This window comes from Niveispirillum lacus (assembly GCF_002251795.1).
Classification (GTDB): domain Bacteria; phylum Pseudomonadota; class Alphaproteobacteria; order Azospirillales; family Azospirillaceae; genus Niveispirillum; species Niveispirillum lacus.
Window position 1 is genome coordinate 1 of the sequence record NZ_NOXU01000016.1, and the last position, 12,763, is coordinate 12,763.

Here is a 12,763-nt window from a genome sequence, read left to right on the forward strand (position 1 = left end):
AACGACCGACCAAACCTGTCCAGCCATACGGGTCCAGCTCAGACATCTTTGCTCTCCCTGTCTTTGTTGCTTTCGTTGCTCAGGCGGCGTCGCGGTCCTGTAAAGGCCAGTTTTCAGCCAATGTCCGCTTGGGCAAGACAAAGCCCATCATCGCGAACAAGGCGTAAATCAGTCGGGTGCCGAACGGCACGGTCCCTGTTTCAACAAGGGATTTCAGATTGCCCAGGATGGATGTACCGCCCTGATTCATTTCCTTCGCGGTGCGTGTGCCATGGGGGATATTCTCTACCGTCAAGGTCACCTCCACCACTCCATCCGCCTGCGGGACCAATTCATAGATCACGGTGCAGGGGGCATCGTCGAACTGAGTGAAGCGGAAGGTGTGGGCGAAGCGGCGGGGTGGATCGAATTCCAGCACTTCCCCCACCACCAGGGTACGGCGGCGATCGGCGGTGCGCATCTGCACCGCCGCACCAGGATAAAAGCCGGTATTGACCATCAGGGCGTTAAACACGGCCTGTTGTGGTGTGTCGGTCTTGGTCAGTTCCCGCCAGATAGCGTCAACCGAGCCTTTGATTTTGGTGCGGAACACCTTCTTATTCTCATCCCCCATACCGTCCCCCTGTTATGAACCCGCTTCGATCTTGTCCTTCAGGTCCAGCAGCTTGCCGGCCCAGAAATCATCAAACTCATCCGACCAGCGGCGATGGATGGCGCGCAGCGGCAGGGTGTTGACATAAAGCCGCCGCTCCCGCCCCGCCTTTTCCGACACGACCAGATCCGCCTCTTCCAACACGCGCAGATGCTTCAGCACGCCAATCCGGCTCATCTCGAACGCAGAGAGAAGGTCGGCAACGATGCAGCCGGGATTGCCCCGGATCAGGTCAAGCATCCGCCGCCGTTCCCGGTTGGCCAGAGCCTGGAACACGGCATCCGTCGCCGCCTCGTTGAGTTGGTACAGATCATCCCTCATAGGTAACTAGTAGGTTACATATTTGGGGGCGAGTCAAGGGGGCGCTGAGCCCCCCCATATTGAAGACAGTCAGTATCAGGCGAAACCGCGTGCCGGGTCGTGGGCAGGGCGTTGTAGCCAATTGCTGGCCGGGTAATCGCAGGCGCCATCGACCACATGGATCGTGTAGGCGTGGCGCGACCGATCGGAACGGTTCGGTCCCGACAGATGCGGTAACAGCCCGTGCAGCAGGATCAAGGTGCCGCGCTTTGCCTCCAGCGGGACATAACCGTTTTCCGGCGTGCAGTCGGGCCAGGAGCTGTCATCCAGCACTTCCATCGTCACGCCGCCATCCGCAGCGCGGTTGAAGCGCTTTTTCAGCCCATCCTTGTGCCCGCCGGGCAGCGCCCACATGCAACCATTATCCAGGGTCGCATCCTGAACCGCGAACCAGAAGCCCACCACGCTCATTGGTTCCGTGTAAAGGAAGGTGCTGTCCTGATGGCACACCACCTCGCCGCCGATATGCGGTTGCTTGAAGATATACATGGACTGCATCAGCAGGGGCTTTTCCATGCCGATATCGCTGGCGATCACGCCTAAGCGCGCATCACGGGAAAACCGGTCGAAGACGGGGTCGCGGTCATGCAGGGCATGGCCGAGCTTGTTGATCGACAGATGCTTTTCCTGACGCAGACGCCCCTGCGCATCAAAGGCCTCTTCTTCAAAGAAGAAACGAATCTGGTCGCCCGACGACATGAAATAATCGTCGGACATCTTCTGCTGGTTCACGGTAGAGAAGACCGAGGCATGGGCGTCCGCATCAAACCCATCAACCAGTCGGCCTGCCTGGGCCATCAGCGCGTCACAGGCGGCATCACTGGCAAAACCCGGAAGCACCAGGAACCCGTCCCGGTGATAGGCGTCGATCTGATCTCGGTTCAGGTGCGGCATGGTCAGTTCTGTCCCAAGGCACGGGCGCGCAGGAAATGGTCGGCAAGGACGGTGGCCATCATCGCCTCACCCACCGGCACGGCGCGGATGCCGACGCAGGGATCGTGGCGGCCCTTAGTCAGGATATCCGCTTCGTTACCGAAACGATCCACCGTTTGACGTGGGGTCAGGATGGAGGAGGTCGGTTTGACAGCGAAACGAACCACGATATCCTGTCCGGTGGAGATGCCACCCAGGATGCCGCCGGCATGGTTGGACAGGAAATGCGGCTTACCATCCGGGCCGACCCGCATCTGGTCGGCATTTTCTTCGCCGGTCAGGGCAGCGGCGTCGAACCCGGCGCCGATTTCAACGCCCTTGACGGCATTGATGGTCATCATGGCCTGGGCCAGGTCGCTGTCCAGCTTGTCATAGATCGGCTCGCCCCAGCCGGCGGGCACGCCGCTGGCCACCACCTCGATCACCGCACCCACCGACGATCCAGCCTTGCGGATTCCGTCCAAATAGTCGGCCCACTGCGCGGCCATCACCGGATCGGGGCAGAAAAACGGGTTCTGGTCCACGCTCGCCCAGTCCCAGCGGGACCGGTCGACCTTGTGCGGTCCCATCTGCACCATGGCGCCGCGGATATTGATGCCGCCACCGGGCGCGGTTTCCAGCACGCGCCGGGCCACAGCACCGGCGGCCACACGGCTGGCTGTTTCGCGGGCCGACGACCGACCGCCGCCGCGATAATCGCGGATGCCGTATTTCGCATCATAGGTGAAGTCGGCATGGCCGGGGCGGAACTTGTCCTTGATATCCCCGTAATCCTTGGACCGCTGATCCTCGTTTTCGATAAACAGCATGATTGGGGTGCCCGTGGTCAGGCCCTCGAACACGCCGGACTTGATCTGAACGCTATCCGGCTCGCGCCGCTGCGTCACATATTTGCTCTGACCGGGTTTGCGTTTGTCCAGAAAGGTCTGGATATACGCCTCATCCAGGGGCAGGCGCGACGGCACCCCGTCCACGATACAGCCGATGGCCGGGCCATGGCTTTCGCCGAACGTGGTGAACCGGAACAGGGTGCCGAAGCTGTTGCCCGCCATTTTGGAATCAGCCCTCGCCCATGCCGGCCAGCAGTTTGCCGGTCTCTGCGGCCGCATCGACCTGCACCATGCCAACAGTGTGATAGCCGCTGTCGACATGCAGGTTCTCACCCGTCACACCGCTGCCCAGATCGGACAGCAGGAACAGGCCGGCATTGCCCACGTCAGTGATGGTGACGTTGCGGCGCAGCGGGGCGTTCAGTTCATTCCATTTCAGGATGTAGCGGAAATCGCCGATGCCACTGGCGGCCAGCGTTTTGATTGGGCCGGCGGAGATGGCGTTCACGCGGATACCCTGCGGGCCCAGATCGTTGGCCAGATATTTGACGCTGGCTTCCAGCGCTGCTTTGGCGACACCCATGACATTATAGTGCGGCATCACCTTTTCCGCCCCGTAATAGGACAGGGTCAGCAGGCTGCCGCCTTCCTTCATCAAAGGTACGGCGCGCTGACAGATGGCAGTGAAGGAATAGCAGGAAATATCCAGGCTCTTCAGGAAGTTGCCACGCGTGGTATTGAGGTACAGCCCGTCCAGCTCGTTCTTGTCGGAAAAGGCGATGGCATGTACCACAAAATCCAGGCCGCCCCACTTTTCCTTGATCGTTTCGAAGGTCGCGTCAATGCTGGCCTCGTCCGTGACATCACAGGGCAGCAGGATATCAGACCCCACCTGATCGGCCAGCGGCTTTACGCGCTTCAGCAGTGCGTCGCCCTGGTAGGTGAAGGCAAGCTGGGCGCCGTGCTGGGCTGCGACCTGGGCGATGCCCCAGGCGATGGAACGGTCATTGGCGACGCCCATGATGAGGCCGCGCTTGCCGGCCATCAGGCCGCTGCTGATCGGGGTGGTGGCGCTGTTCGTCATTCTCTTCTCTCCGCCATGGCCGGTCGGCCATAAATCGGAGCGCATCCTACACGAACGAAGTCGGGGGTCAAACGCATGGCAGGCGGGGCAGGGTTTTCGGGTAATTGGATGCGCAACCTGTTGGCACTGCTGGGGGACGGGCATATGATCCTGGCCTATGCCGCCCGCCGGTTCAGCCGTGACAAGGGATTTGTGTCCGCGTCGGCCCTGACATACACGACCCTGCTGGCGCTGGTGCCGCTGCTGACGGTGGTGTTTGCCATCTTCACGGCCTTTCCGGCCTTCCGCCGCTTGCGGCAGCAGGCGGAAACCCTGTTGTTTCAAAGTCTGGTGCCGCAGGTGGGCGATCAGATCCAATCTTATGCCGGGACCTTTGTGGCCAAGGCTGGCGCTTTAACGGGGCTTGGCGTGGTTGGCCTTACAATCACGGCCATCTTGCTGTTCTTTGCTATCGAAGGGGCGTTGAATTCGATCTGGCGGGCTGCGGAACCACGGCCGCTGCTGACGCGGCTTCTCTCTTTCTGGGCGGTGCTGACCATGGCCCCGCTGCTGTTGGGGGCCTCTCTGTCTTTGGGGCTGGGTGTCTTGGCGCGAATGAAGGCCGATGGCGATCCGGGACTGGCCTTTGCCCTGTCGTTGATCCCGCTGCTGTTTGAAACCGCAGCCTTCACCTTTATGTATGTGGCGATCCCCAATCGCGAGGTGGCATGGAAGGATGCATTGGCCGGTGGGGTGGTGGCCGGGGTGGCGACGGAACTGGCCAAGTCGGGTTTCTCCTTCTACCTCACGCTGTTTCCCACCTATGAGGCGATCTACGGTGCGCTGTCGGTCGTGCCCATCTTCCTTTTGTGGCTCTACCTGTTCTGGTCCGTAATCCTGTTTGGGGCCGAACTGGCGGCCTCTTTACCGGAATGGCGCGCCGGGCGCTTGAACGGAGAGGAAGGGGGGCTGTCGACCGGGCAAAGGCTGATGGTAGCGCTGGCCGTCCTGGACACCCTGTATCAGGCCAGTCGGCACGGTGTCGGTATGAAGCGCGAGGCATTGTCCCGACGCGTGCCTGTCGGCGGGGCCGTTATTGATGACATGCTGGAAACCCTGCGCCGGGTCCATTGGGTGGACCGCTCCGGGCGTGGGGCGTGGATGGTGTCGCGCGATCTGCACAAGGCGACCCTTGCGGACCTCCGGCGCGCACTTGACCTTGCGATTCGTGGCGAAAATGCCATGGCCAGCCGCTTGGATGCGGCTTGGGCGCCACAAACGGTCGCCATGATCACAAATGCCGAACAAGCGGGCCACGACATGCTGAACGTTTCGCTGGCAACGATTTTTGCGTCGCAATATGACCAGAAGGACGGTCCGGAACCGGCCTGAAACCTTGAAACCGGCCTGTTACAGGGCGGTGCCCGCCGGTTACAGGCGGCCATAGCGGCAAGGCGCGGAAACTCTGCCTTACGGCCTACGCAAGTGCAAAGATGCAACGGTCATTAGCAATGTGGAGTCACCAATGTGAAACACCTATTGCAAGCGCGAGAGAATAGATTGTTATTTGCGGGCAGCAGCTATGCGGCTTGCCGGGACCTGGGTCTTTGACCGAGGCCACGGCGGGTGAGTCCGGCCCTGAACGGGGGTCTGGAGTCTGGGGCAACCCAATCGGTGTCCACCAACGGGCGCCTGGAAAAGGGAAAGAGATAGATGAAGCAGTCCGTATATTCCGCGCGGTCGATCCGCGGCCTTCTGATGGCCGGTGCCGCCATGGGCGTTGTCGCCATGTCCGCCGCTCCGGCGATGGCCCAGGAGATTGAAGAGATCGTTGTGACCGGTTCGCGCATTGCGTCGCCGAACCTGGTTGCGACCTCCCCGATCACTGTGGTCGGCCAGGACGAAATCAAGTACCAGGGCACGACCCGCGTCGAAGACCTGGTCAACAGCCTGCCGCAGGCTTTCGCCGCTCAGACCAGCCAGGTCTCCAACGGTTCGACCGGTACCGCCACCATCGACCTGCGCAACCTGGGCCCGACCCGTACCCTGGTTCTGGTCGACGGCCGTCGTCTGCCGCCGGGTTCGCCGGGTGCCGGCGGGTCTGCGCCTGACATCAACCAGATCCCGGGCGCCCTGATTGAGCGCGTGGAAGTGGCCACCGGTGGTGCGTCTGCCGTGTATGGTTCGGACGCTGTCGCTGGCGTTGTGAACTTCATCATGAAGGACGATTTCGAAGGCGTTGCTTTCGACTATCAGTTCTCCTTCTATCAGCATAACAACGACAATGACTTCGTGCAGAACACCGTTCGTGCACGTAATTTCCCGCTGCCTGATGACAGCGTGACGGACGGCTTCACCCGCGACGCGACCGTCGTGATGGGTGCGTCCACCGAAGACGGCAAGGGCAATGTCACCCTGTATGCCGGCTATCGTAAGATCGACGCCATTCTGCAGTCCGAGCGCGACTATTCCGCTTGTACGGTGGCGGCTGGCAATGGCGTCTGGAACTGCTCCGGTTCCGGCACGACTTTCCCGACCCGCATTCTGGCAACGGCCATTGGCGGCGGCACGGCCCCGTCTGACGCGCAGGTCCAGGCCAATGGTACGGTTGCCCGGTACACCGCGGCGACGGGCGCGTACAATTTCGGCCCGCTGAACTACTACCAGCGTCCGGACGAGCGCTACACCCTGGGCGCGTTCGGCAAGTACGAAATCCACGAAAACATCACGGCCTATACGCAGTTGATGTTCATGGACAACCAGACGGTTGCCCAGATTGCTCCGTCCGGTCTGTTTGGCGTTGCAGCGAATATCCGCTGCGACAACCCGATGCTGACCGCGGCCCAGCGGACTTCCTATTGCGGTTCGCTGGCTGGTACCTCCAACACCGTGGCCATGACGCTGCTGCGTCGTAACGTCGAGGGTGGCGGTCGTCAGTCTGACCTGCAGCACACTTCCTGGCGCATGGTTGGCGGCTTCAAGGGTGACGTCGCTGGTTGGGACTATGACGTTTCGGCTCAGTATGCTCGCGTCAACTTTGCCCAGACCTACTACAACGACTTCTCCCTCAGCCGCGGCACCCAGGCTCTGGACGCTGTCCGTGACGCCAGCGGCAACATCGTTTGCCGTGATCAGTCCAACGGCTGCGCCCCCTACAACATCTTCACGCCCGGTGGCGTGACCGATGCGGCCCTGGAATTCCTGCAGACCCCTGGCTTCCAGCGCGGTTACACCGAGCAGAAGATGGCCTCGGGCTCTGTGTCGAAGGATCTGGGCGATTACGGCATGACCCTGCCGACCGCCACCACGGGCATCGCTATCGCCCTGGGTGCGGAATATCGTGAAGAGTACCTGTCGCGGACGGTCGATACGGCTTTCGCTACGGGCGACTTGGCCGGTCAGGGTGGTCCGACCCTGGGCGTCGCCGGTGGCTTTGACGTGACCGAACTGTTCGGCGAACTGCGCGTTCCGCTGGTGGAAGATGCGCCGTTTGTCAAGCAGTTGACCCTGGACCTGGGTTACCGTTATTCGGATTACTCGAATTTCGGTGGCACCGACACCTATAAGGTGGCGGGTGACTGGGCGCCGATCGACGATCTGCGTATCCGTGGTAGCTACAACCGCGCCGTCCGCGCCCCGAACGTCCAGGAACTGTTCACGCCGCAGGGCCTGGGCCTGTTCAACATGGACAGCGATCCGTGCGCCGGCACCACGCCGACCTTCACGGCCGCACAGTGCGCCAACATGGGCGTGACCGCCGCTCAGTATGGCCGCATCGTGGAAAACACCGCTGGCCAGTATAACTCGCTGGACGGTGGTAACCCGAACCTGCAGCCCGAAACCTCGGACACCTACTCGATCGGCTTTGTCGCCACCCCGGCGATGATCGATGGTCTGACGCTGACGGTTGATTACTTCAAGATCAAGATCAAGGACGTTATCTCGACGGTGCCGTCGGCCCTGGCCGTCAACCGTTGCGGTACCACTGGCAACCGCGCCTTCTGCGACCTGATCACCCGTGACCCGGTCACCGGCTCGCTGTGGCTGGGTACGACGGCTAACGTTCTGGCAACCAACGTCAACATTGCGTCGCTGTCGACCTCCGGTATCGACGTTGACCTGGGTTACCGTTTTGACCTGGACGATGTCGGCGTGAACGACATGGGTTCGGTGGCGTTCAGCTTCGTTGGTACCTGGATGGATACCGCGACCAGTGAGCCGCTGCCGGGCGAAGGCACCTACGACTGCGTGGGCCTGCATGGCGCTAACTGCGGCGTGCCGACGCCGGAATGGCGTCACCGTCTGCGCACCACGTGGGCGACCCCGTGGGATGCGAACCTCTCGGTCTCGTGGCGCTACATCGACTCGGTCAAGGCGGAAGGCACGTCGTCCAACCCGCTGCTCCGCGGCAATGTTGCGGCCCTGAACCAGAAGTTCAAGGCGTACAACTACTTTGATCTGGCTGCTACCTACAGCCCGATTGAAAACCTGTCCTTCTCGGCTGGCGTGAACAACGTCTTCGACAAGGATCCGCCGCTGTCCAGCGTGCTGGCTGCTGTGTTCGGTAACGGCAACACCTATCCGGGCGTGTATGACTCGATGGGCCGTTACGTGTTCATGGGCGCCCAGGTTAAGTTCTGATCTGGTCCTCGCAGGACATGAGTATGGGAATGGCGGGGCTTCGGCCCCGCCATTTTCATTTTGGGCTATGGGCTTGCAAAGGTCACAGCGGCCGGCGCTTTCCGGTCACCGCGGCGCCCCATTCCGGCCCTGTTGGCGCATCAACCTTTCTTCATGTCCATGGCTTGGGTTGGAGATGAAGATGAAACGCATGGTTGCCTTGGCCGCCCTGGCGGCGGCACTGATGACAATGGCACCGGTGGGTGATGCATGGGCTGGCGGCCGTCATGACCGCGACAGGCACCCTCACCACCATCACCATTACTATGGTGAACGCGGGTATGATTATCGGGGTGGTCGCAACCACCATCATCATCATTATCGGCGGCCTCCGCCGCCAGTACATTATTACTATTACGCGCCGCCGCCGCGTCCGCCAGTAACCGTCATCTACCGTGACTATGGTTATGGCCCGTCGTTGATTCTGGATGTGGAGATCGGGCGCAGACGGTAATGCTTTCAGGTTGCGATCAGATCGAAGGCGATGGTGATGCGCGGCACGGTGTCCTGAAATGGCACGGTGCCGTGCCAGTAGTAGGACGGGAACAGTACCAGACGCCCTGGTTTGGGCTGGACGCTGTACAAGGCGGGCAGGTTGATCTCTGGCCCCACATTGGGGACGCCGAAGGTCAGCCAGCCCGATTGATCTTCGGCCGCGGCTGCCGGTGGCACCTGAAGGTAATAGACACCGCTGATCCAGCCTTCAGGATGAATGTGGTGGGTATGGAACCCACCATTGCGCAACCGTGATGACCAAGAGCCAGCAAAGGCCAGATCCTTGCCGCGACGTCCGAAATACGGGTGGTCACTGGTGGCGGGCATGGCATCGACATAACCCCTGACGGCTGCCAGGATCTGGTCGCGCAAGGCAACAAGTGGCGGGTCCGGTCGCTGTGCAAACAGGTTGGCGCTGGTCTGCGTACCTTTGCGCAAGGTCAGGTGAATGGGCTCATTCACCGTATCATGCAACCGGTCCAGCAGGGACAGGCAGTCCTTCAGAAAACTGTCGAGGTCCGTCCAGCCGGGAGGTGCCGGCAGGTCGACTATCGCCACATGACCGTCAATGTCAGGCCCTGGTTCCCCAGCCAGCCGCTGCAACGTGCCCAGCAAGGCCAGCGCATATTGGTCATAAGGCCATCGCGTCAATGTCTGCAGCACCTGGTCACGGGCACCCGCATGGTCACCGGACCGGAGCAGCGCCAGCGCCAGATCGTTGCGCAGGGTTATGGTGTCTCCTTGCGTATCCAGCAGACGGCGCAGCACGGGCACGGCGTCGGCGGGCCGGTCAGCGCGCAGCAGTAGCGCGGCCTGACGGCGCAGGAGCGGTGGATCGTCGGGCGCGAAGGTCAGAGCCAATGCACAGTTCTGCATCGCTGCTTCGACAAAGCCAAATTCGGCTTGTAATTCGGCTGCGATATCCAGGGCGCGGGGCGATTTTGGTTGTGCCTTCATCACCGCATAGATCGCATTGAAAACGTCATCCAGCCGACCCAGCGTCCACAACCGCCGGGCCAGATTGCGATGGGCATCTCGTTCCAGCGGGTCGCGGGCGATGGCCGCCTGGAAAGCCTCGATGCTTTCTTCATAACGGCCAAGATCCCCCAGCAGATTGCCAAGCAACAGCCAGCCTTCCTTGGCCTGGGGGGTAATGTGGGTCGCCCGTCTCGCCAAGGGTTCAGCATCCCCATAGCGGTGCTGGTTACGCAGGCACGAAGCCAGGTTGATCAGCCCCAGCGGATGATCGGGCGCCAGGGTCAGCGCCTGTCGCAGCGCCGCTTCCGCCTCCGGCAGACGTTCGGCATCCGTTAGGATCAGGCCCTGCATCAACAGACTGGGAACATGACCTGGTGCTAGTCGCAGCACGTCTGAACAGGCTGTTTCCGCCTCTGGTAGCCGCCGCAGCGCGTGCAGCGCCTTGGCGCGGTGATAAAGAAACTCTGCATTACCGGCTGCAAGGGTGATGGCCCGATCATAGCAGGAAAGGGCTTCTGCCGGCCGCCCCTCCGCCAGATGCAGATTGCCCAGATTGCTCCACACGCCTGGTTGCCGGGGGTTGGTGTCCAGCGACCGGCGCATGTAATCGGCGGCCAGATCGGCCCTTCCCATCGTTTTGGCTAACAGACCCAGCAACTGCCAAGCGTCGGGGTTGCGGGCGTCGATAGCGAGGACCTGTCGGTATGCCCGCTCGGCCTGGGCGGCCTCACCCGCTTTTTGTGCCGCAAGGCCAGCTTGCAGCAGCCGGCTGATCTGTTGGGCTGTCGGCCCAGAGAAGACCGCCATGGCTACCTGCCTCAGACCGGAACGGCCAGATGGCCCAGCTCAGCCACCACCTGCTCATAGGTGGCGCGCTTGAAGGGCACAATCATGGAGGTCAGCTTGTTCAGCGGCACCCATTGCCAGGCGTCGAACTCCGGATGCGCGGTGTCGATATTGATATCGGCGTCGATTCCGGTGAACCGGCAGGCCACCCATTTCTGGGTCTGGCCACGGTAGCGGCCGCCCCAGACTTTGCCCAGCAGGTGGGGCGGCAGGTCATAGGACAGCCATTGGCCGCTCTCGGCCAGGATCGTGGCCTTGGCCGTGCCGATCTCTTCTTCCAGTTCACGCAGGGCGGCCTGGGCCGGGCTTTCCCCGTCATCAATACCGCCCTGCGGCATTTGCCAGGCGTCGGGCGTATCGGTTCGTTTAGCAACAAAAATGTGCCCCTCATTATTGATCAGCATGATGCCGACACAGGGGCGGTAGGGCAGGGTGGTTGGATCGGGCTTGTGCTTCGCCATTTGGTCATTCTTTGGATTGCTGTCGCATGCTGGTCTGCACCGTAGCCCAGCGACGGGGCCGGCGTCACCTGTGGCGATGCATCATGCCCACCGCGCCCGTCGCAGTTCCGGCGCATTGGTCGCACTGGCATCCAGGCTGGCGCCGCGCAAATCGGCCGCCGCGAAGTTGCCATCGCTGAAATTGGCCCCATCCAGCCGCGCGCCGCGCAAATTGGCCCCGCGCGCATCGGCACCGGCCAAATTGGCCTCCCGCAGGTCGGCGGGCCAGTCACGGCCTGTCGCACGGCCATCGGCCCCATGCAGTGGGACTGGGCCGAACTGGCTGTCCAGAAGACTGGCTTCCCGCAGGTCGGCGCGGGCTAGGTTGGCGCCGTCAAAAACGGCATCTCGCATTTCAGCCCCGCGGAAGCTGGACCCGGTTAGTTTGGCCATGCGCCATACGGATCCGCGCAGGTTGGCCTTTTCAAAGCGACCATAGGTGATCTCCGCGCCCGACAGGTCACAGCCGGTGAGGTCGGCCCCCGATAGGTCGGCCTTCAGCATCACCATACGCATACCTTCGCGCCCGTTGCTGACGATCCAGCGTTGATGCTGGGTGATGGCCTCGCGCACTTCGGGTGCCAATTTGCCGTGATCGGCGCTGAACACAGCGCCGTCTGTGTAGGCGACCTTAAAATTGGCGGCATCAGGCGAGATATTGCGCAACCGGGCATCGCGCAGGTCGGCGCGTGCGAAATCAGCACCGGTTACCTGCGCATTGTCCAGGATCGCCGCCTTCATCTTCGCGTCGGCGAAGCTGGTGCCGCGCAGGTCAGCGCCGGACAGATTGGCGGCGAACAGATGTGCGCCTGATAGGTTGGCGCCGGCCAGATTGACATTGCGCAGGTCGGCCCCGGACAGATCGGTTCCCGCCAGTGACGCATTGGACAGGTCGGCCCCGGCCAGATTGGCTGTCTGCACCACCTGCTGCTTGACCTTACCAACCCAGATGACCAACTGCCCCTGTCGCAGGTCGGCGCGGTCAAAACAGGCGCCGCGCAGGTTGGCGCCCGCCAGATTGATCCCGCGCAGGTCGGCGCTGATCAGACTGGCCCCCACCATGTCGGCGCGGGCCATATTGGCACCGAACAGATCTGTTCCGTCGAGTGTGGCGACGCGCAGAACGGCCTCCTCCAGATTGGCCCCACTCAACAATGCGTTGCGCATGTCGGCATGGGGCAGACTGGCCCCCCGCAAGTCCTGGGATTTAAGCTCCAGGCGCTTGCCACCGGGACGCCCCTCCAGAAAGCGCTGATGCAGAGCCAGCAACTGTTGAAGGTCAAGATCCGCCACTGCCGCCCTTTCTGTGGGATGTTGTTTTGTGCCCTTCTGGAAACCTGATTACCACGAAAGGGTTTCAGCGGCTCGTTTGAAACCAATGGCCGAAAGCATAGTTTCGGTGGCCTGATCCCCGTGCCAGTCGGGC

General features: G+C 61.9%; 11 protein-coding genes. 3 read left to right on the forward strand and 8 right to left on the reverse strand.

Annotated elements, in window-relative coordinates:
- Positions 1-79 precede the first annotated feature (79 nt).
- The 5 genes from CHU95_RS01690 to fabI form a co-directional block, all read right to left on the reverse strand.
- Positions 80-613 (reverse strand): SRPBCC domain-containing protein, encoded by a 534-nt coding sequence (locus tag CHU95_RS01690; RefSeq protein ID WP_094453103.1) that lies wholly within the window; start codon positions 611-613, stop codon positions 80-82.
- 12 nt (positions 614-625) lie between these two features.
- Positions 626-973 carry an ArsR/SmtB family transcription factor gene (locus tag CHU95_RS01695; RefSeq protein WP_094453105.1) on the reverse strand — a complete coding sequence of 116 codons (348 nt, stop codon included), beginning with the start codon at positions 971-973 and terminating at the stop codon, positions 626-628.
- A gap of 75 nt (positions 974-1,048) precedes the next feature.
- Positions 1,049-1,906, reverse strand: coding sequence for a phytanoyl-CoA dioxygenase family protein (locus tag CHU95_RS01700; RefSeq protein WP_094453107.1), 858 nt, complete (start codon positions 1,904-1,906; stop codon positions 1,049-1,051).
- Positions 1,907-1,908: 2 nt separating this feature from the next.
- Positions 1,909-2,997 (reverse strand): chorismate synthase, encoded by a 1,089-nt coding sequence (aroC, locus tag CHU95_RS01705; protein ID WP_094453109.1) that lies wholly within the window; start codon positions 2,995-2,997, stop codon positions 1,909-1,911.
- Between the two features lie 7 nt (positions 2,998-3,004).
- Complete coding sequence (gene fabI / locus CHU95_RS01710; RefSeq protein WP_245837807.1) at positions 3,005-3,859, reverse strand: enoyl-ACP reductase FabI; 855 nt, start codon at positions 3,857-3,859, stop codon at positions 3,005-3,007.
- 108 nt (positions 3,860-3,967) lie between these two features.
- Between fabI and CHU95_RS01715 the strand changes: the two genes are divergently transcribed.
- From CHU95_RS01715 to CHU95_RS22010, 3 genes are all read left to right on the forward strand, one after another.
- Positions 3,968-5,230: a YihY family inner membrane protein gene (locus CHU95_RS01715; protein ID WP_165771949.1), complete on the forward strand. Its 1,263-nt coding sequence runs from the start codon at positions 3,968-3,970 to the stop codon at positions 5,228-5,230.
- A 321-nt stretch (positions 5,231-5,551) separates the two neighbouring features.
- On the forward strand, positions 5,552-8,479 hold the full coding sequence (locus tag CHU95_RS01720; RefSeq protein WP_094453113.1) for a TonB-dependent receptor domain-containing protein: 2,928 nt from the start codon (positions 5,552-5,554) through the stop codon (positions 8,477-8,479).
- Between the two features lie 181 nt (positions 8,480-8,660).
- Positions 8,661-8,972: a hypothetical protein gene (locus tag CHU95_RS22010; protein WP_133065376.1), complete on the forward strand. Its 312-nt coding sequence runs from the start codon at positions 8,661-8,663 to the stop codon at positions 8,970-8,972.
- Positions 8,973-8,977: 5 nt separating this feature from the next.
- Here the strand turns inward: CHU95_RS22010 and CHU95_RS01730 are convergent, their stop codons facing one another.
- The 3 genes from CHU95_RS01730 to CHU95_RS01740 form a co-directional block, all read right to left on the reverse strand.
- On the reverse strand, positions 8,978-10,798 hold the full coding sequence (locus CHU95_RS01730; protein WP_094453117.1) for a tetratricopeptide repeat protein: 1,821 nt from the start codon (positions 10,796-10,798) through the stop codon (positions 8,978-8,980).
- 11 nt (positions 10,799-10,809) lie between these two features.
- Entirely contained in the window at positions 10,810-11,298 is a 489-nt protein-coding gene (locus CHU95_RS01735) for an RNA pyrophosphohydrolase (protein WP_094453119.1), read from the reverse strand.
- A gap of 81 nt (positions 11,299-11,379) precedes the next feature.
- The gene (locus CHU95_RS01740; RefSeq protein WP_094453121.1) at positions 11,380-12,630 is read right to left on the reverse strand and encodes a pentapeptide repeat-containing protein; all 1,251 of its coding nucleotides are present in this window, start codon (positions 12,628-12,630) and stop codon (positions 11,380-11,382) included.
- Between the last annotated feature and the right edge of the window lie 133 nt (positions 12,631-12,763).

Excerpts from the sequence above, each read along its gene's own strand:
- CHU95_RS01690 (WP_094453103.1), bottom strand. The coding sequence starts at position 613 with ATGGGGGATGAGAATAAGAAGGTGTTCCGCACCAAAATCAAAGGCTCG.
- CHU95_RS01695 (WP_094453105.1), bottom strand. The coding sequence starts at position 973 with ATGAGGGATGATCTGTACCAACTCAACGAGGCGGCGACGGATGCCGTG.
- CHU95_RS01700 (WP_094453107.1), bottom strand. The coding sequence starts at position 1,906 with ATGCCGCACCTGAACCGAGATCAGATCGACGCCTATCACCGGGACGGG.
- aroC (WP_094453109.1), bottom strand. The coding sequence starts at position 2,997 with ATGGCGGGCAACAGCTTCGGCACCCTGTTCCGGTTCACCACGTTCGGC.
- fabI (WP_245837807.1), bottom strand. The coding sequence starts at position 3,859 with ATGACGAACAGCGCCACCACCCCGATCAGCAGCGGCCTGATGGCCGGC.
- CHU95_RS01715 (WP_165771949.1), top strand. The coding sequence starts at position 3,968 with ATGCGCAACCTGTTGGCACTGCTGGGGGACGGGCATATGATCCTGGCC.
- CHU95_RS01720 (WP_094453113.1), top strand. The coding sequence starts at position 5,552 with ATGAAGCAGTCCGTATATTCCGCGCGGTCGATCCGCGGCCTTCTGATG.
- CHU95_RS22010 (WP_133065376.1), top strand. The coding sequence starts at position 8,661 with ATGAAACGCATGGTTGCCTTGGCCGCCCTGGCGGCGGCACTGATGACA.
- CHU95_RS01730 (WP_094453117.1), bottom strand. The coding sequence starts at position 10,798 with ATGGCGGTCTTCTCTGGGCCGACAGCCCAACAGATCAGCCGGCTGCTG.
- CHU95_RS01735 (WP_094453119.1), bottom strand. The coding sequence starts at position 11,298 with ATGGCGAAGCACAAGCCCGATCCAACCACCCTGCCCTACCGCCCCTGT.